Here is a 17951-nt window from a genome sequence, read left to right as displayed (position 1 = left end):
TTGTGAACGTTATCGTTTTGTGTGGAAGATGGATACAAATAAGGCAAAGAGGTCCCTCGCTGAGGGCCTTTTCTGTATTGAGAGCTAAGAGGCCGTTGTCATACACAACCAAGGAGAGACTGTGAACTGGAAGGGAATCATCGGTTGTTCATCCCTGAAAAATAGATTTCTGGTGCTGACTGGCGTATGCCTGTCTTCGGTGGCCCTCTTTCCCGTGTATTCCCAATCGACTGCTTCTTCTGGAAAGACGAAGACTGTTCTGGTTTACGAGCAATCCAATCTGCCGATCGAAACGCGTTTGGCAGACCTCCTGGGCCGGATGACTCTCGAGGAGAAGGTCCGGCAACTCGACTTCTATAGCGGAACGGACAGTTTTCTTGATCGCGGGCCTAAGAACTCGCTGCCGTCCAAACAGTCGCCCTTTAGTCCGGCGAAGGCTGATACTCTCTTGGGCGGACTGGGAGCTGGTGCGATTCATGATCTGGACCCTACACCTGAGCAATACAACACGATCCAAAAGTGGGTTCTTGAACACACTCGCTTGCATATCCCGGCTCTTTTTATAGAAGAGGGGTTGCATGGTTTTGATACCGGAACGGTCTTTCCTGCACCGCTCAATCTCGCATCCACCTGGAACCCTTCCGTCGCAGAGAAAACAGGAGCCGCGATTGCCGCTGAGGCTCGCGCTACCGGTGTAGGGATGATTCTTGCCCCGGTGCTCGATCTCGCGCGTGACCCGCGATGGGGCCGCATAGAAGAGGACTTCGGTGAAGATCCTTATCTTACCGGTCAGATGGGACTGGCTTATGTGCGGGGAGCACAGGGCGAAAGTCTCAACACGGATCACAACGTAGTTGCGGAGCCGAAGCATTTTGCCGCTCACGGCTCTCCGGAAGGCGGCACGAACACGTCTCCCGTTCATATCGGTGAGCGCGAGTTGCGCAGCGTGATGCTTAAGTCCTTCGAGCCGTCGTTCCGGGAAGGTCACGCGATGGCGACGATGGCGGCCTACCATGAGATCGACGGCATCCCCGTGACTGCGGACCCCTACCTGTTGAAGACCATCCTTCGCCAGGAATGGGGCTTTCAAGGCCTGGTGCTCTCCGATCTGGGTGCAATTCGGCGTCTCTACCAACTGCACCAGGTGGCTTCTTCTCCCAAGGCGGCGTCGTGTCTGGCGATCAAGTCCGGGGTCGATATGCAGTTTTACGACTTCGACCACGATGTGTTTCAGAAAGCTCTCATCGACTGCGTACACGAAGGCAGCCTGCCTCAGGCCGATGTGGATAGAGCGGCTTCAGCGGTCCTCCGTCTCAAGTTCTCGCTGGGTCTCTTTGATCATCCCTACGTCGATCCAGCCCTCAATGCGAAAACGTATCGTTCGAAGCCTCACCTCGATGTCTCCCTGCAGTCTGCGCGGGAGTCACTGGTACTGCTCAAAAACGAGAATGGTTTATTGCCACTTTCAAAGTCCGTCCAACGAATCGCTGTGATTGGCCCGAATGCAGATGTCGCTCGCTACGGAGATTACGAGGAGGAGAGCCATGGCCTTCACATCAGCATCCTGCAGGGCATAAAGGCTGAAGCGCCTCATGTGCAGGTAGAGTTCGATTCGGGCAAAGATATCGACTCCGCAGTCGCCAAAGCCAAGTCGGCAGACGTTGTCATTATGGGCCTCGGAGAGTGGCAGGGTATCTCAGGCGAATCCTTCGACCGAACCTCGCTGGACTTGCCGGGGGAACAGGAAAAACTGCTGGAAGCGATTACGGCGACTAATAAGCCCGTCGTGCTGGTGCTGCAGAACGGACGGCCGCTCACGATCAGCTGGGCCAAGTCCCACGTTGGAGCGATCGTCGAGGCTTGGTATCCCGGCGAATTCGGCGGTCAAGCCATTGCGGAGACACTCTTTGGAGACAACAATCCTGCGGGCCGGCTCACCATTACCTTCCCCAAGACGGTGGGCCAGATCCCCGACTACTACAACACGGATCCTTCCAGGGCTTATGACTCGGACCTTACCAGGAAAAAGGTCTACGTCGATAACGATAGCCAACCACTGTTTCCCTTTGGCTATGGCCTGAGTTACACGACTTTTCATTATGGTGATCTTCAGGTCACGCCGCCGGCTGCAAAGTCCAATGAAGACGTCTCCGTCACCTTCACCGTTACGAATACAGGGACCAGGGCAGGAGACGAAGTGTCGCAGGTCTATCTGCGCGAGCAGTTCAGCAGCGTAGAGACTCCGGTGCGATCCTTGAAAGCTTTTACCCGTATACCGCTACAGCCAAAAGAGAGCAGAACGGTGACCCTGAAGATTCCTCGGTCCGAATTGGCGGTTTGGAATGCCGATGAGAAGTGGGCTGTCGAGGGAGGGAAGTACACGGTGTGGGTAGGTGGATCTTCCGAGGCGGACTTGTCGAAGGAGTTCGAGCTTCAGCCTTGAGGCAGGGAATCAGGGAATGCCTTCGGACAGCCCGGAGGTATGATCGCAGTTGCATTTGTTTTTCTGGTTGTCATTCCGAGCGCAGCGAGCGAATCTGCTGTCTCCCGTTCTTCGTTCGAACTACCCAGAAGATATGTGGATTAGAACTGCGGCATGGTTGTAGCCTTCGCATAAATGTTTGCGGCGGCGCTGGCAAAAACGGGAGACAGCAGATTCGCTCGCTGCGCTCGGAATGACAACCAGAAAAGCAACATCGCCGTATATCTATAGGGGAAGCGGCTTCTAAAGCCACTCGCAGAGCGCCGCCACGCGTTCCGCCCACTCGTCTTCCGTTGGAAGCGGTGGCAGTGGAACCTCGAGTTGTATCCCGCGAACCACGCCACTAATCGCGCTCCGAAGCCCAGGCAACATGCCTTCTTCACCGCCTTCGATGACCGTGGCCCAAGGCGTTGAGCGCAGGATATCGCTCACGCCGGACTCGCGATGCAGCAGCACCGGCAGGCCGCGTTCGAGAGCCTCAATCGCGGGAATGCCGTACCCCTGGACGGCAGGCATAAGGAACAGATGGGCCTGCGCGTAGATTTGCTGCAGTTCGGTATCGCTAATGTATCCGAGGAAATGAACGCGGTTGGTTAGTCCAAGCTCGGAGGCCAGCGATTGCATCGCCTCGATCTGTGAGCCGCGACCGGTGATATCCAGAGTCCAATTCAACTGCGATGAGAGTGGGGAAGAGGCATTCTCCAATGCTGCCAGGGCGCGCAGTATCCAGTCGATTCTCTTGTTGGCTTCGATCCGCGACACGCTCAACATCCGCAACTCGCTCTGTACCGGTCGCAGATGGAAGGCCTGGGGATCGCTCAGCCCACCCATGCGTGCGATGTCGGCCTCCACCCCGTAGACGCGCCGCGTCTCATCGCGGAGGTACTCGCTGGTGACGATAGTATGGCCGCCGCTGCGCAGGCCGTGTGCGGCGATCTTGTCGGAGACCCAGCGTGCAAGGCGCCGTTTGGCGGTGAGTTGGCTCGAGTCTTCAAAGAGACTCGGCGTATCGTGCATCAGGCAGTGGAAGCCGCGCATTCCAGCGAGTGTGGCGTGCAGCGCTGGCTGAAAGCCTGACATCAGCGGAGCAGGGGCCTGGGGCCTTGCGGAGAAATAGCGGCGCAGGGCGGCAATCTTCTTCGTCGCGCGCATCTCCGGATGAAGCTGCACGACCTCGATGGGATGGCCTGCGTGAGCTGCCATGTCGACATGGTCGACGTAGGTGACGAAGTGGTGCGGAAGATCGTGCTGCATCAGCCAGCGCGACAGTGCGAGGACACTGCGCTCCGCACCGCCCATCGCCTCAATCTCGGTCAGGACGATGGCGCGTGAGTTCATCGGGATCTCTCGGCTCATCGTCCTCCTGGGTTATCGAACGGCCAGTTCGTCGAGATAGGTAAAGAACTCGGGGAACGAGATGCTTGCCGCTTCCGCGCCGTGGATCTCTGTCTCGCCCTCGGCACGCAATGCCGCGATGGAGAAGGCCATGGCGATGCGGTGGTCCATGCCGGAGTCGACAATTCCGCCGCGCAGACGCTGGCCGCCGGGGACATCCATGCCGTCCTCGTGCTCCGTAACTTCCGCGCCCATTGCACGGAGGTTCTTCACGACGAGAGCGATGCGGTCGGACTCCTTCACGCGCAGCTCCTTCGCATCGCGGATACGGATGCCATCCTGCGTGTAGGGTGCGATGGCGGCGATGACGGGCAACTCGTCGATCAGCTGCGCGGAGAGTGCGCCCGCGATGTCGATCCCTTTCAGGCCGCCGCGGCTGCGATTGACCTGGATGGTGCCGGCCATCTCACCGTACTGTTCCTGTACGTCGAGTACCTTGATGGTGCCGCCCAGAGCGGTGATGACGTCCAGCAGCGCAGCGCGTGTCGGGTTCATTCCCAGCAGGTCGAGCACGAGATTCGAGTCTTCAAACAGCAACGCAGCGCACAGGAAGAACGCAGCGGAAGACATATCGCCCGGTACGGTTGCGTCGATGGCTTGCAGCTTCTGTCCGCCTTGGATATACAGACGTTCGTCGCGCCGTTCGAGCTCTACACCGAAGGCTCGCAGGGCATGCTCAGTATGGTCGCGCGTGCGAACGGATTCGGCGAACGAGGTGACGCCCTGTGCCTGCAGACCAGCGAACAAAACGGCGGTCTTAACCTGCGCGCTGGCGATGGGGGCGTCGAAGTCAATGGCTTTGAGCGGAGCGCCGTGGACCGTCATCGGGGCATGGCCTTCGGTGAGCTCGATGCGGGCGCCCATGGCCTCAAGAGGCTTGCGAATGCGCTCCATGGGCCGCACGGTCAGCGACTCGTCGCCGACGAACGTGTACACACCCTGCTGCGGCGCTACGAGCCCTGCGAGCATGCGCATCGTCGAGCCGGAGTTGCCGCAATCGAGGTTGTGCTTCGGCTGATGCAGGTTGCCGGCTGTCCCGGTCACGGAGATCGTCCGGCCATCGAGCGCAACCTGTGCGCCCATGGCCTTCATGCAGCCCAACGAGCTGTGGGGATCAGCGCCGGTAGAAAAGTTTGTCAGCCGCGAGGTCCCCGCGGCAAAGCCGGCCAGCATGGCGTAGCGATGCGAGATCGACTTATCGCCAGGCAGGGTAAGAGAACCGCGCAGGCTGCGCGCTGGACGAACGATCTGTGTCGTGGAGGCTGAAGCGTGTGAGACAGAGGACATACTTTTATCTTAGAGCCAACACATGAACAGAAAGTAGAAAACAGGAAACGGGAAAGATAACTCTCCCTCTGTTTCCTGTTTGCTACTTCCTGTTTCCTGCTGCTTAGTGTCCCGGAGGATTCTCCGGCATGATGCGAATGTCTTCGACGCCGCGATAGCGCTCGGCGTAGTCCATGCCGTAGCCAATCACAAAGCTGTTGGGGATCTTGAAGCAGACGTAGTCGGCTTCGATCGGCACGAGACGGCGCTCCGGCTTATCCAGGCAGGTCGCAATCTTCAGCGAGGCGGGTTTGTGCTGCAACATGAGGCCGCGCAGGTAGCTCAGGGTCAGGCCGGTGTCGAGAATGTCCTCGACCAGGATGACGTGCTTGCCTTCAATGGGGTTGTCGATGTCCTTGATGAGCTTGACGGCGCCGGAGGAGACACGGGCGCGGCCATAGCTGGAGACGGCGACGAAATCGAAGGTATTGTCCACTTCGATCGAACGGGCGAGATCGGCGAGAAAGATCGCCGCGCCCTTGAGCACGCCGATCAGCACAATGGCTTGTCCGGCATACTCCTCGGAGATTTCTTTGCCCAGCGCGCGAACACGCTCAGCGATCTGTTCTTTTGAAAAAAGGACTTCCATTGTTCCAGGCGGCACAAACTCGGGCAGATTCGTAGACATGGGCGTAGGTTAGCGCGAAAACATGCTGAGGAAAACGTGTGACTATCTAAAGCTTGACGCTATCCGAACGGGAGTTTGCCCCTCCTCCCGATATACTCGAAGACGACATGTACCCGTTTATCAATATTGGTTCCTTCCATATCGGAACGTTTGGACTGCTTCTCTGGCTGGCGGCCGTCTGTGCCACCGTCGTACTGCATAAGAACTTTGTTCGCAACGGCGTAGATGCCGACGCGCTCACGATCGTCGCTCTGGTCACACTTGCCGGTATTCTGGGCGCAAAGGCCTGGCATGAGCTGGAGAATCCGCGAGAACTCGTTCTCGCCTGGCACCAGATCATGCTTCCGGGATGGCATCATCCTGTGGATATCCTTTTCGGCTTTCTACGTTGGTTCCAGGCGGGTTTTGCCTGGTTTGGAGGTCTGCTGGCCGGGATTATCATGCTGATCGTTCAGGGGCATCTGGCCAGGCCCAATGGTCTGCGCGGGCTGCGCGCGGGCTTGCGGTTGATGGATTTCGCGGCGCCAGCGGCAGCGATTGGCTATGGCGTGGGTCGCATCGGCTGCCTGACCTCGGGCGACGGCGACTACGGCATCAACACCACGCTCCCCTGGGGCGTTCATATGGCCTGGAATGCGCTGGTTCCTCCCAATCCCCCGAACGCCCTGGTTCAGCCGACTCCGGTCTACGAGTTGCTGTTTGCTCTGGTGATCGGCTGGTGGCTCTGGAAGCGCGGTTCGAAGCCGCTCGCTCTGGGCTTCCTGACAGGGGAATACCTTGTACTCAGCGGCATCGGCCGCTTCCTGGTGGAGTTCGTCCGCATCAACCCGAAGCTCTACTTTGGTCATACAATGTCGAATGCACAGGTCGCCGCGCTCGGAACGATCGTTGTCGGTGCCCTGGTCATGTTTGCGACACGGAATAACGAGGCGATTGTATCCTCGCCGTTACCCAAGAAGGCACAAACCAACCCTGCAACGGCCTAGGGATAGCCAGACATGGGGATTGCCTTCGTACTGCTCTTTTATGCTGGTGCGCTCAGCATTGCGGCAGTCGTTTCCATGGGCGTATTGTTCGCGCTGGTTGCTTTCTTCACCCGGCATGTAGAGTCTGGTCGCAAACGAGCACTGGCATTTTCTCTTCTTCTGCCTCCATGTTGCGTTCTGTTTTGTGGGCTTTCTTTCCCTTGTTACTGGGTCATCAATGACACCATTTTTCACCGCGATGCAGGTCTTGGTGACAGTTGGTATACGCCAATGCCAAACGGCTACATGCTCCAGATGATCGATGTAACGGAGTATGGCAGTATCTCCGCCCCCCAAAAACAAGCGGATGGAGAGACTGTTTCTAATGTCCGCCGCCTTCAGGTTGACGGGGACATGATTTCGGGAACCAGCGATAGTCTTGCGCTTCAGTCTTTTGGGCGCTCGGAAGATGCCGAAGATCAATATTTCATACTGAATGCCAAAAATGGTGTGAAGCAGCAATTTAAAAGCATGGCTGAGTTCAATCAGGCTATCCAGAATCTCGGGCTGCACCAGCACTTGCGACCGTTCTGGAACGTGTTCTGCGACTATCGCAACAGTTGGTTCGACTATGTCTACGCTGTTGGTCTGCTGCTTCTGCCTCTTGCGGGGTTAGGAATGCTATTGGGCTATGTCTTGCGAATTCGTAAGACATCAGAAAATAGCCGTTCTTCCTCTTACAGGAGATAACAGTTACTAGTTCTCGGAAGGCTTCTCGATGTGGTCGATTACGAGAACCTGAATAGGGCCCTTCGATGGCTCCAGCTTGAGCCCAAGCTGATCCTGAACCGCTGTGTCTAGCGTTGGCACGGGGTCAAGGTCGTCTGCACTTCTCTCGCTCAGGTGGATGCCGTGGTAGCGCAGTTTGAAGTTATATTTCCCTGTAAGCCCTGTCTTATTCGAAACGGGATGGCCAAATTGTCCAGCCAGTTCTTCCGCTATCTTGTCCGTTGAGCATTGATAGGCAATGAAATCAAAGCCAGTTCGGCTATCGCCTTGCTGATAGATGGGTGGCATGGGTTTGTCACCCCATATTTTGATGGCTTCTGGACTTGGTGGCTCATTTTTTGCTTCTCTTAATTTCGGTCCATTCTTGGCAACGATCAGATTGTAGATCGGACCTTCTCGCGTCTCCCAGTGGGTTTTCAGCTTGAAGCGGTCAGCGAGGAGCACTTGCATCATATGTTGTTGTTCCAGCTTTTCTTGACCTTTGCTCAACTTTGCCAGGCGTTCATCGGCGGCGCTATCTGACTTCGCCTGGATATTAAACATCGCGTGGTGCCAATTCGGCATATCCACTATCTGGTCCCATCGGACGTCATAAGCCATGCTAAGAAGATTCATGGCGTCGAAGTTTACGATACGGACAGAGCTGGAATGAGGCTGGAACATTCCCGTGACCATATAAGAACTTGCCTCTGGGCTCTGCCGGATTGAAGCCACATCAAACGTCAGCGTGGGCACATAGCCCTCGCTCGCAGGGGCAGCATGCGTAGCATCTTCACTCGTACTTGCCTGCGCGAATGCCGCTGGCACGGCGAAGATGATCCACCCAGAGACAAGCAGCAATAGCTCGCGAGCGAAGCTTCGTTTGCATCCCAAAGGGTTCACCATAAGGCACCTTATACACCTGGCCAGCCGATTGCCAGACGAATGTATCGCGCTTTTCCTTATAATCGCTTCAGATACTCCCGCGCTAGCTCCAGCTCAGGAAACAACCGTTCCTCCGCTTGAAACTCCTTGGAGTGCACACACCGCCGCCCGGCCCGTACACGCACGGGGTGCTTCAGGTGCAGCATCTCGTGGTACAGCAGGTATTCGATGGCGTAGCGCGGGGTTCCGGGCCTGTCGAAGACGCGGCTGACGACGATGGTATTGTGCGCCGCGTCATAGTGGCCGAGCATGCGCTTGGCTACGTGGGCGCTCCAGGTCAGCGTAGGCCGTCCCAGCAGACCATGGAAGAAGCGTAGATTGACGGCTTCAAAGACCTCATCCAGGTCGTAGAGATGTCCCTGAGCCGTACTGATGCGCTTGCGTCCGCGATCCTGCCGGATGCGCTCCGCCTGTTTGGAGACCACCTCCGACTGCGTATAGCGGCGATAGCGGTCGGCATGAACAGGGAAGATCGGTTTGCGATACAGCTTGGCCAGCAGGATGTGCGCGATGGCGTGATGGATTGTGTCGGGAGCGTAGATCAGAAGGTCCGAGAGCCGGACGATGAGTTTGCCATCGCGCAACCGGATCGTCGTGTTGAGGCTGGTGAAGCGGCGAAACTTGATCTCCAGCGCAGGAATGGGAGCGCGCGGGCGAATCTCGCGGTACTCCTGCTCGAAGATCGAGAGGAGTTCGGGTGAAACAGATGGCAAAGCGGTAACAGACACGGCTTTGGTCAGCTTAACACGCGGAGGCTCAAACGCTATGGGGAGGCTGGTTGTGAAGGCTAATTCTCCGTGGGCTCTCTATCGACATGGTCGATCACCACTATGTCGACAGGCACCTGTTGGGTTTCCAGCCTGAGTCCCAATTGTTCTGTCACAGCCGTGAAGACCGAGGGGAACGGGGAATCCGTTGATTCGTTGGGGGAGTAGTCGAGCTTGAAGTCGTAACTACCTTGAATGCCTGTCTTATCGACGACCGGACGTCCCACCGGATGCGAAAGGAGTGAGGCAAGGTCCTGCAGCGACAGGTTCTGCCCCTGTAACCCGTTGGGGAGAATACTGGCATGATGGTTGGCCTCCCCTTTACTTGTCTGTAGCTTGGGGCCGCCCTTGGCTACTAACAGTACGTACCCTTTGACATACTTGGTCTCGTGATGAACCGCCAGATGAAAGCGCTGTTCAAGTAGCTGCTGCAACAAGGGCTTGAGCTGCTCATAGGTAAGAGCAGTTTCTCCCTCGGGCTTCGCCGAGACATCGTAAAGCGTTGAATCAGACCAACTGGTTTTTTGCAGAATCTGGTAGTCATCGACTCCAAATGCCAACTGCAAAAGAAGAGGAAGAGATACATTCGTCGCGGTAAATCGAGTCGTCCCCAAATAGTTGAATGAGCTAAGCCCGGTTCCACCTGGTGGACTGAGTCTTACCGACGCCACTTCGAACGTAATTGGGGTCTGGGCGTGGCTAGAGGGAACAGCCTCGCCGCACAGCGCGAGAGTTCCGATGAGCACGCCAAGGATGAAAAGCCTTTTGACGATCCCGTTGAACCCGACCATAGAACGCCTCGCAGACACTGCCGTAGTCTACTTCACATTCTGCAACGCGATCAGGCGGTGGCGCGCCTGGAACTCCTGATCGGGAAACTTGCCGTTGGCCACGGAGAGAAATGCACGGTAAGCCCGCGACGCTTCCTTGGACTCGTGCAGCGTGTCATGCGCGGTCGCTTCGAGGAAGAGCGACGAGGGTGAGTTGGGCAGGACGGTAGCGCGTGCTGTGAGCGCCTGCAGGGTGACGTGCGGATCGTGATTCTTGGAGGCTGCAAAGGCCAGATGACCGGCAGCCTCACCCCAATCCTCAGGAGTAGCAAAGTTCGAACGCATGCCGACAGCCTTCTCCAGCAGAACCTGGGCCTCAGGGTAGTGCTGTTGCTGGATGAACGCGTCCGCAAGATCGTCCAGCAGAGACGGGTCTTTGGGGTTGCGGTCGACGAGCGTCTTGTAGATCTTTTCGGAGTCTTCGTATTGGCCGTTCATGCCATACAGCCGGGCGAGCAGGCGGGTGGTACTGTCGTCGGTGGCAAGCTGGGGATCGGCCGCGCGCATCTGCTCCACCAGCGGAATCGCCTGCTGCGCCTTGTCTTCCGAGACATAGACCGACGCCAGCTGCGATACGAGCCGCGGATCATTGGGATGGGTCTTCAGTGCTGAGGTTAGAACCGTCTCTGCCTCTTCCGACTTTTTCTCCTGCACGAGCACATGAGCGAGTCCGGCGACGGCATCGATGTTCTGGGGATCGGCAGTGATCGCGCGGCGGAACTCTGTCTCTGCATCGTCATTGTCTCCCGCGCGAGCGGCGAGATCTGCAGTGGCTAACGTGTCGCTGGAAGCTTCTCCTGTCAACTTCACTGCCGCCAGCAACTCATCGCGTGCTGCGTCCGGGTGCGACGATTCATCCATCGATGCCAGGGCCCGCAGCGCCCGGCCACGCAGTTCAGGAGCCGCTGAGGTCAGTGCAGCGGCATCCTGCAGCTCCTGGTGGGCCTTCTCCAGCCGGCCGGCGCGCGCGTCCAACAGCCCGAGAGCTACACGAGGCTCGCCCAGAGTTGCGTCTGCAGCGATCGCATTGGCGTAGGCCTGCGCCGCGGCATCTTCCTCACCGTTTCGCTCTTCCGCAAAGCCCAGATCGTAGAGAACGTGCGCATCTTTCGGAAGCTCTGCGGCCAGAACCTTGAGTTTGGCCGAGGCGTCCTTGTAGTCCTGGTGTTCGAGCGCTGTCTCCGCCTCCTGAATACGAGCGCTGGCGGCGTCTTCGCGGGAGTGGTCATCGGCGGCGTGGGTGCCTGCGGGCAACTGCTGCGCCTGCGCTGTTCCCAGAGTCACGCCAAAAGCGATGGTGAAGAAGATCGAAGGCCGAATCATGCTCTCTCGTTTCCGTCGCCCAGCACCGTAGCGAGCCACTTTCCTGTGTGCGAACCCGTCACTTTGACGATCTCTTCGGGGGTTCCGGTAGCGACGATCTGTCCGCCGCCCGAGCCGCCCTCAGGGCCCATGTCGATCACCCAATCGGCGCTCTTGATGACATCGAGATTATGCTCGATCACCAGCAGCGATCCACCGCCATCGATCAGCTTGCGAAACGCGGAGAGCAGTGTGGCGACATCTTCAAAGTGCAGGCCGGTCGTCGGCTCATCGAGGATGTAGAGGATACGGCTTGCAACCCGCTTGGCTTCGCTCTTGACACTGCCTGCGCCGCCGGAGGCTCCGGAACGCGCCGAGGCGAGATGCTGTGCCAGCTTGACTCGCTGTGCCTCGCCACCGCTGAGCGTCGTCGCGCTCTGGCCGAGCCGCACATAGCCCAGGCCCACTTCATCGAGCACCGCGAGCTTGTCGACGATCTTGGGATAGCCTGCAAAGTACACGAGCGCCTCTTTCACCGTCATGCCAAGCACGTCGTGAATGTTCTTGCCCTTGTACTTGACCTCAAGCAGCGACGCCTTGTAGCGGGTGCCGTTGCACTCCTCGCAGGGAAGCTCGACGTCGGCGAGAAACTGCATCTCGACCGTAACGGTGCCGTCTCCCTCGCAGACATCGCAGCGTCCGCCGGGGACGTTGAAGGAGAACGATCCTGCCGACAGTCCTTTGCGTTTGGAATCAGGCTGCGCCGCGAAGAGTTCGCGGATGGCGTCGAAGGCCTTGATGTACGTCACGGGATTCGAGCGTGGCGTGCGCCCAATCGGCGACTGATCGACCAGAACTACATCGTTCAGGTACTGCGTGCCCGAAAGCTCACGATAGAGGTGTGCCGGGTCGCCGCCTTCGGTCTGTCCCAGTGCCTGCATCAGCGCGCGATAGAGCACCTGGTGCACGATAGTTGATTTGCCTGAGCCGGAGACGCCCGTGACGCAGCACAACAGGCCGAGCGGAACCTCGAGGTCTACGCCGCGCAGGTTATGAATGCGAGCACCCTTGAGCAGCAGTTTTTCGCGGCCCGGTTCGCGGCGATGTTTCGGGATAGCAATCTTTGCGCGTCCGCTCAGGTACTTGCCGGTCAGGGATGCCGGGTTGTTCCGGACTTCGTCAACTGTTCCCGCAGCCAGCAGGCGGCCACCAAGCTCTCCGGCCCCCGGTCCAAGGTCGAGCAGGTAGTCGGCGGAGCGAATGACGTCGGGATCGTGTTCGACGACGAGGATGGTGTTGCCGAGATCGCGGAGCTCTTCCATGATCGTGACGAGCTTCGCGGTGTCGCGTGCGTGCAGGCCGATGGAGGGCTCGTCGAGTACATAGAGCGCACCGACCAGTCGTGAACCCAGACTCGTCGCGAGCTGAATGCGCTGCGACTCGCCTCCGCTCAAGGTGGAGCTCAGGCGGTCGAGCGTCAGGTACTCCAGCCCGACCTGCTCGAGAAAGTGCACTCGCTGGCGCACCTCTTCGAGAATCTTTCCCGCGATCTCGGTCTGCGCGGGTGTGAGCTTCAACCCGTCAAAGAACTCTTCGGCAGCGGTGATCGTAAGGGCGCTAACCTCGCAGATATTCCGGCCTTCGATCAGCACAGCGCGAGCCTCGGCGCGGAGACGCTGGCCCCGGCAATCGGGGCAGGTGGCATAGCCGCGATAGCGCGACAGGAAGACGCGCACATGCAGCTTGTACTTCTTGCGTTCGAGGTCGGCGAAGAAGCCGCGGATGCCGGACCAACTGCCTTGCCCGTCTTCGATGAAGCGCTGCTGCGCCTCGGTCAGGTCGTACCACGGCACGTCGGTCGGAATGCCGGCGGTCTTGGCTGCGCGCTTCATCTCGCCGTGGTGTGCCCGATACTTCGGCTTCGTCCACGGATCGATCGCACCTGCATCAAGTGTCTTCGACTTATCGGGAATGATGAGCCCGGGATCGAAGTCGATGGTGTTGCCGAAGCCCTGGCAGCGCGGACACGCGCCGAACGGGTTGTTGAAGCTGAACAGCCTCGGTTCCGGCTCGCGATAGGCGCGATGGCAGGTGGAGCACTCAAACGCTGCGGAGAAACGCAGCGTCTTGGCCTGTTCGTCGTCCTCGCGCGGAACGGTGCGGAAGACGATCTCGCCGGCCTCGCGATAGCCCGTCTCGATGGCATCGACCAGGCGGCTGCGGATGTCGCTCGACAGCGCAAGGCGGTCCGTGAGCACGTAGATCGGCCGCTTCTCGACAGCACGGAAATCGAGTTCCAGCAGCGATTCAGGAGTGGAGAACTCAACGATATGGCCCGCGCCTTCACCGTCCTCCGAAGCCTGCCAGAGCCGGTTGTAGCCACGGCGGCGAAGCTCTCCCAGCCGCTCCTTGATGGCATCGGTCACATCCACCGCGACGGGTGCGGCGTCTTTCTTTGCCTTGGAGGTTTTCTTCGGAGCCTTCTTTACAGGCCCCGCCACAGCGGCTTCGGCATCTGCCGAGGGCCCCTGCATGGGCTCGAACTTGATCTCGCGTCGCACGACAGGGAAGAGTGCATAGACCCGCGTGCCTTCCGGCTGTGCGAGCACGCGGGTTACGATCTCATCCACGGTATCGTGGCGAACGATGCCGCCGCAGTGTAGGCATGTTACCGTTCCGCAGCGAGCATAAAGCAGGCGCAGATAGTCATAGATCTCCGTCGCAGTGGCCACCGTAGAGCGGGGATTGCGAGTCTGATTCTTCTGCTTGATCGCGATCGCCGGAGCGAGGCCGTCCATGTGATCGACATCGGGTTTCTCGATGCGTTCGAGAAACTGACGCGCATAGGCCGACAGGCTTTCGACATAGCGGCGCTGACCTTCGGCATACACCGTGTCGAACGCGAGCGAGGATTTGCCCGAGCCGGAGACACCGCTGACCACGGTCAGCGAGTTATGCGGAATATCGACGTCGATGCTCTTCAGATTGTGCGTTCGCGCACCGCGAATGACGATCTTGTCGTTAGCTGCCGGTGTTGCCATGGATTAGTTTGCCCTCTGGGGCCGCAGGATCTCAATCAGCAACAGGCACGCGCCCACCACGATGGCCGAATCGGCCACATTGAAGTCCGGCCAGTGATAGTGCACGATGTGGACTTCGAGAAAGTCCACGACATGCTTATAGAGAATGCGGTCATAGAGATTGCCGATCGCGCCGCCCAGGATTAACGCCAACGCAACGGACGTAAGCGTGAAGCTGCGCCCCAGCTTCCACAGCAGCACGAGCACAAGCACGATAGCCGCAACCGAGAAACCAACGAGCAGGTTTCTTACGAACAGGGGAGACTTGGCACTCTCAAACATGCTGAAGGCCGCGCCCGTGTTCAGAACATGTGAGAGCCGAAAGACCTTCGGGATGACAACAATCGTGTGACCAATCTTGATATGGGCTTCGATCCAGGCCTTGGTCAGGCGATCGACAAGAATCACGAGCGCAGACAGTACCAACAGTAACCAGCGCGAATCGCGCCCCACGGTGCGAGTCGTCATTACACAGCCTCCCCGGACATTGCCGGAAAATCAATTGCTTCAAGCGCCTCAGCGCAACGCCCGCAGACCGCGGGCCAACGGGCATCAACGCCCACATCGGGAACGACACGCCAGCAGCGGCCGCACTTGGTGCCTTCGGCAACAGTGGCTCGGATGAGGATCACTTTGTCTTCATTGGTCGCGCCCACAACCTGCACGCTGGCTTGCGACACGTTGAAGAACTCCGGTAGAGCCTCTTCGTATTTCACGAGCAGGATGGCATCCGCAGAGCCTTCTTCAACCATGATCTGGATGCTTGCTTCGAGCGATTTGCCGATAGCCTTCGATAGCCGCAGAGCCTCGAGTTCGACCATGACAATCGAACGAATGGCCAGCAACCGTTCCCAGTCAGCCTCAATTCCCGAGACGGTTCCGGGCACGATCTCCTGCATAGCCGGGAACAGCGCCAGATGAACGCTGGAAACACGGTCCTCCATCTTCGGCAGGTACTGCCAGACCTCCTCGGCGGTGAACGAGAGGATCGGTGCGATGAGCCGGGTCAGGGCTTCGGCGATGCGCCACAGAGAGGTCTGCGCACTGCGCCGGGCCTGACTATTGGGCGCAAAGGTGTAGAGCCTGTCCTTGATGACATCGAGGTACATTGCGCTGAGATCGGTGTTGATGAACTCATTCAACGCCTGGTAGGCACGATGGAATTCAAAGTGGTCATAGGAGTTGCGAATCTTCGCATCAAGCTCAGCCGTGCGCGCCAGGATGTACTGATCGAGCGGCTGCAGCGCGGCCCACTCCACCACGTTCTTTGCGGGATCGAAGTCGAACAGGTTCGAGAGCAGAAAGCGCAGCGTGTTGCGCAGCTTGCGATAGTTCTCGCTCACGCGCTGCATCAGGCCTTCACTGGCGGCGACATCTTCACGGAAGTCGACGCTCGCCACCCAGAGACGAATGATCTCGCCGCCCAGGCGGTTCGCGACGTCGACAGGATCGACGCCATTGCCCAGCGACTTGGAGAAGGCGCGGCCCTGCTCATCGAGCGTCCATCCGCTCGTTGCCACGTACTTGTAGGGCGCGGAGTCGCGAATGCCTACGGAGCTTAGCAGGGAAGAGTGGAACCAGCCGCGATGCTGGTCGCCGCCTTCGGTATAGAGATCGGCAGGCCAGTGCAGTTCAGGTTCGACGTCGAGCACGGCATGCCAGCTTGCGCCGCTCTCGAACCACACGTCGAGAATGTCCATCTCCTTGCGGAACTGCATGACGGCACCGCAGCTCTTGCACGAGGTTCCCGCCGGAAGCAGTTGCTCGGCCGAGTGGGAGTACCAGGCGTCGGCGCCTTCGCTCTGAAACAGCTTGACGATGCTGGCGTTGATCTTCGGGTCGTTCAACGGCTCGTGGCACTTCTCGCAGAGGAACACTGCGATAGGCACACCCCAGATGCGTTGCCGAGAGATGCACCAGTCGGGCCGCGTGGCGATCATGTTGGAGATGCGCTCTTCGCCCCATGACGGGTCCCAGACCACGCGTTTGATCTCGTCGAGCGCACGCTCACGGAACGTCGTACCCGCGCCCTTGGGCGAGAGTACGGGCGTCTCCATACCGATGAACCACTGCTCCGTCGCGCGGAAGATCAGCGGATTGTGGCAGCGCCAGCAGTGCGGATACTTGTGCTCCAGATTGTGCCGGCCCATCAGCGCGGCTTTCGTCGCCACCAGCTCGATGATCGGCGCATTCGCCTTATGGACGAACAGGCCGTCGTACTCCGGCAGGCCGTTGCGCAGCTTGCCGTGAGCATCGACGTTGCAGGTCAGGGGCAGATCGTAACGTTGACCTGTCGCAAAATCGTCAGGGCCGTGTGCGGGAGCGGTGTGTACAGCTCCGGTGCCTTGCTCGGTGGTGACGTAATCGGCGTTGACACCGAGGATCTCGCGATCAAGAAAAGGATGCGCGAACGTGACGCGATCGAGCTTCGATCCGGGGAAGCTGGCGATCTCGACCGCCGTTTTCAGGCTGCCGAGGAGATCGCAAGCCTCTCGCACCTGCCCGACCAGTTCCTTCGCAACGATATAGACGACATTGCCGTCTTCGAGCGCGACGTACTCAATCTCCGGATTGAAGGCGACAGCCACCGACGCGGGCAACGTCCAGGGCGTCGTGGTCCAGATGATGGTGTAGACCTCTTTGCCCGCCAGCCGGGGATCGATATTCTCGGGGGCGCTCGTCAGCTTGTAGCGCACATAGACGCTGGGCGAGGTGTGCATCTCATACTCCACCTCGGCCTCAGCCAGAGCCGTGTGGTCGTGAGAGCACCAGTAGACCGGCTTCAGGCCCTTGTAGACGTAGCCCTTTTCGTAGAACCCGTAGAACGTCTCAAGGATGCTGGCTTCGTAGGGGAAGTCCATGGTGGCATAGGGTTTAGCCCAACGTCCAAAGACGCCCAGCCGCTTGAACTGCGAGCGCTGCAGGTCGATAAACTTCGCCGCATACTCGCGGCAGGCCTTGCGGACGGCGACCGGGTCCATCTCCAGCTTCTTGCCGCCGAGCTTCTCATCGACCTTGATCTCAATCGGAAGGCCGTGGCAGTCCCAGCCGGGAACATAGGGGGCATCGAAGCCGGCCATCGTCTTGGTCTTGACGACGAAGTCTTTGATGCACTTATTCAGGGCGTGGCCCAAGTGAATCGCGCCATTGGCGTAGGGCGGGCCATCGTGCAGGATGTACTTCGGAGCGCCCTCGCGCGCTGCCCGAATCTTGGCATACAGATCGTCGGCGTCCCACTGCGCCAGACGTGTAGGCTCATTCTGCGGAAGGTTCGCCTTCATGGCGAAATCCGTCTTTGGCAGGTTGAGCGTGCTCTTCAAGGTCTTCGTTTCAGGAACTTCCGGCATCCAGCTCTCCATCATTCGCGCGGCACCCATAGAACAGAGCCAGGCAACCCAACGCGCAAACTCTTATTGTAAAGTCAGCGGAGACATAGTTGCTGCGAGGGAGACCTCTTGCGGGT

The 17951-nt window shown here is 58.8% G+C and carries 13 protein-coding genes; 3 read left to right on the top strand and 10 right to left on the bottom strand.

The features are described 5' to 3' along the window. Positions 1 to 121 precede the first annotated feature (121 nt). Positions 122 to 2443, top strand: a complete 2322-nt coding sequence (locus tag HDF15_RS02565; RefSeq protein WP_184252699.1) for a glycoside hydrolase family 3 C-terminal domain-containing protein — start codon at positions 122 to 124, stop codon at positions 2441 to 2443. Between the two features lie 282 nt (positions 2444 to 2725). On the opposite strand, the gene HDF15_RS02560 is transcribed toward HDF15_RS02565, so the two are convergent. The 3 genes from HDF15_RS02560 to hpt form a co-directional block, all read right to left on the bottom strand. Beyond that, on the bottom strand, positions 2726 to 3838 hold the full coding sequence (locus HDF15_RS02560) for a glycosyltransferase family 4 protein (RefSeq protein WP_184252698.1): 1113 nt from the start codon (positions 3836 to 3838) through the stop codon (positions 2726 to 2728). Between the two features lie 12 nt (positions 3839 to 3850). Continuing rightward, positions 3851 to 5164 carry a 3-phosphoshikimate 1-carboxyvinyltransferase gene (gene aroA, locus HDF15_RS02555; RefSeq protein ID WP_184252697.1) on the bottom strand — a complete coding sequence of 438 codons (1314 nt, stop codon included), beginning with the start codon at positions 5162 to 5164 and terminating at the stop codon, positions 3851 to 3853. 103 nt (positions 5165 to 5267) lie between these two features. Further along, complete coding sequence (hpt, locus tag HDF15_RS02550) at positions 5268 to 5831, bottom strand: hypoxanthine phosphoribosyltransferase (RefSeq protein WP_014265597.1); 564 nt, start codon at positions 5829 to 5831, stop codon at positions 5268 to 5270. Positions 5832 to 5938: 107 nt separating this feature from the next. On the opposite strand from hpt, the gene HDF15_RS02545 reads away from it, so the two are divergent. Together HDF15_RS02545 and HDF15_RS02540 are read left to right on the top strand one after the other, a co-directional pair. Continuing rightward, on the top strand, positions 5939 to 6817 hold the full coding sequence (locus HDF15_RS02545) for a prolipoprotein diacylglyceryl transferase (protein WP_184252696.1): 879 nt from the start codon (positions 5939 to 5941) through the stop codon (positions 6815 to 6817). Positions 6818 to 6829: 12 nt separating this feature from the next. After that, positions 6830 to 7546, top strand: a complete 717-nt coding sequence (locus tag HDF15_RS02540) for a hypothetical protein (protein ID WP_184252695.1) — start codon at positions 6830 to 6832, stop codon at positions 7544 to 7546. A gap of 6 nt (positions 7547 to 7552) precedes the next feature. On the opposite strand, the gene HDF15_RS02535 is transcribed toward HDF15_RS02540, so the two are convergent. Genes HDF15_RS02535 through ileS form a run of 7 tightly spaced genes read right to left on the bottom strand, consistent with a single transcriptional unit; the run spans position 7553 to position 17835 of the window. After that, positions 7553 to 8470, bottom strand: a complete 918-nt coding sequence (locus HDF15_RS02535; protein WP_184252694.1) for a TIGR03435 family protein — start codon at positions 8468 to 8470, stop codon at positions 7553 to 7555. A gap of 56 nt (positions 8471 to 8526) precedes the next feature. Further along, complete coding sequence (locus HDF15_RS02530; RefSeq protein WP_184252693.1) at positions 8527 to 9237, bottom strand: M48 family metallopeptidase; 711 nt, start codon at positions 9235 to 9237, stop codon at positions 8527 to 8529. A gap of 59 nt (positions 9238 to 9296) precedes the next feature. Continuing rightward, a complete protein-coding gene (locus HDF15_RS02525; RefSeq protein ID WP_184252692.1) occupies positions 9297 to 10067 on the bottom strand; it encodes a TIGR03435 family protein in 771 nt (256 codons plus the stop codon). A 27-nt stretch (positions 10068 to 10094) separates the two neighbouring features. After that, positions 10095 to 11429 (bottom strand): lipopolysaccharide assembly protein LapB, encoded by a 1335-nt coding sequence (locus HDF15_RS02520; protein ID WP_184252691.1) that lies wholly within the window; start codon positions 11427 to 11429, stop codon positions 10095 to 10097. Then, the gene (gene uvrA, locus HDF15_RS02515; RefSeq protein ID WP_184252690.1) at positions 11426 to 14449 is read right to left on the bottom strand and encodes an excinuclease ABC subunit UvrA; all 3024 of its coding nucleotides are present in this window, start codon (positions 14447 to 14449) and stop codon (positions 11426 to 11428) included. The genes HDF15_RS02520 and uvrA overlap by 4 nt, the downstream gene beginning before the upstream one ends. Positions 14450 to 14452: 3 nt before the next feature. Then, on the bottom strand, positions 14453 to 14956 hold the full coding sequence (gene lspA / locus HDF15_RS02510) for a signal peptidase II (protein ID WP_184252689.1): 504 nt from the start codon (positions 14954 to 14956) through the stop codon (positions 14453 to 14455). After that, on the bottom strand, positions 14956 to 17835 hold the full coding sequence (gene ileS, locus HDF15_RS02505) for an isoleucine--tRNA ligase (RefSeq protein ID WP_184252688.1): 2880 nt from the start codon (positions 17833 to 17835) through the stop codon (positions 14956 to 14958). Before ileS ends, lspA begins: the two co-directional genes overlap by 1 nt. Positions 17836 to 17951 lie beyond the last annotated feature (116 nt).

It is taken from the genome of Granulicella mallensis, from assembly GCF_014203225.1.
GTDB lineage: Bacteria > Acidobacteriota > Terriglobia > Terriglobales > Acidobacteriaceae > Granulicella > Granulicella mallensis_A.
The sequence above is the reverse complement of the archived record's forward strand: the minus strand, read 5'-3'. Positions and strand labels throughout refer to the sequence as shown.